Genomic DNA, 255 nt, shown 5'->3' on the forward strand with positions numbered 1-255 from the left:
GAGACGAGACCGGAGATCGGCTGACCCCGACGCACAGTATCAAGGCCGGTCGGCGTCACCGCTACTATGTGTCCAACCGGCTGATCTCGGGAGGTCCCGATCCCACCGGCTGGCGCCTGCCTGGGACCAGGCTCGAAACCATGATCGCAACCGCCATTGCCGACCACCTGGCAAAGGCGGCAGCCGAGCACCGGCTCCTGGCTCTGCCAGATCTGACGACGAGCATGGGTCTCCAGGACGCGGCGAGAACGCTGG

General features: G+C 66.3%; 1 pseudogene. It reads left to right on the plus strand.

From position 1 onward, the window contains the following. A pseudogene (locus EU800_RS27455) lies at positions 1–255 on the plus strand (recombinase family protein); the annotation flags it as partial.

Source organism: Tropicimonas sp. IMCC6043 (assembly GCF_004146235.1).
In the GTDB taxonomy this organism is placed as follows: Bacteria; Pseudomonadota; Alphaproteobacteria; order Rhodobacterales; family Rhodobacteraceae; genus Tropicimonas.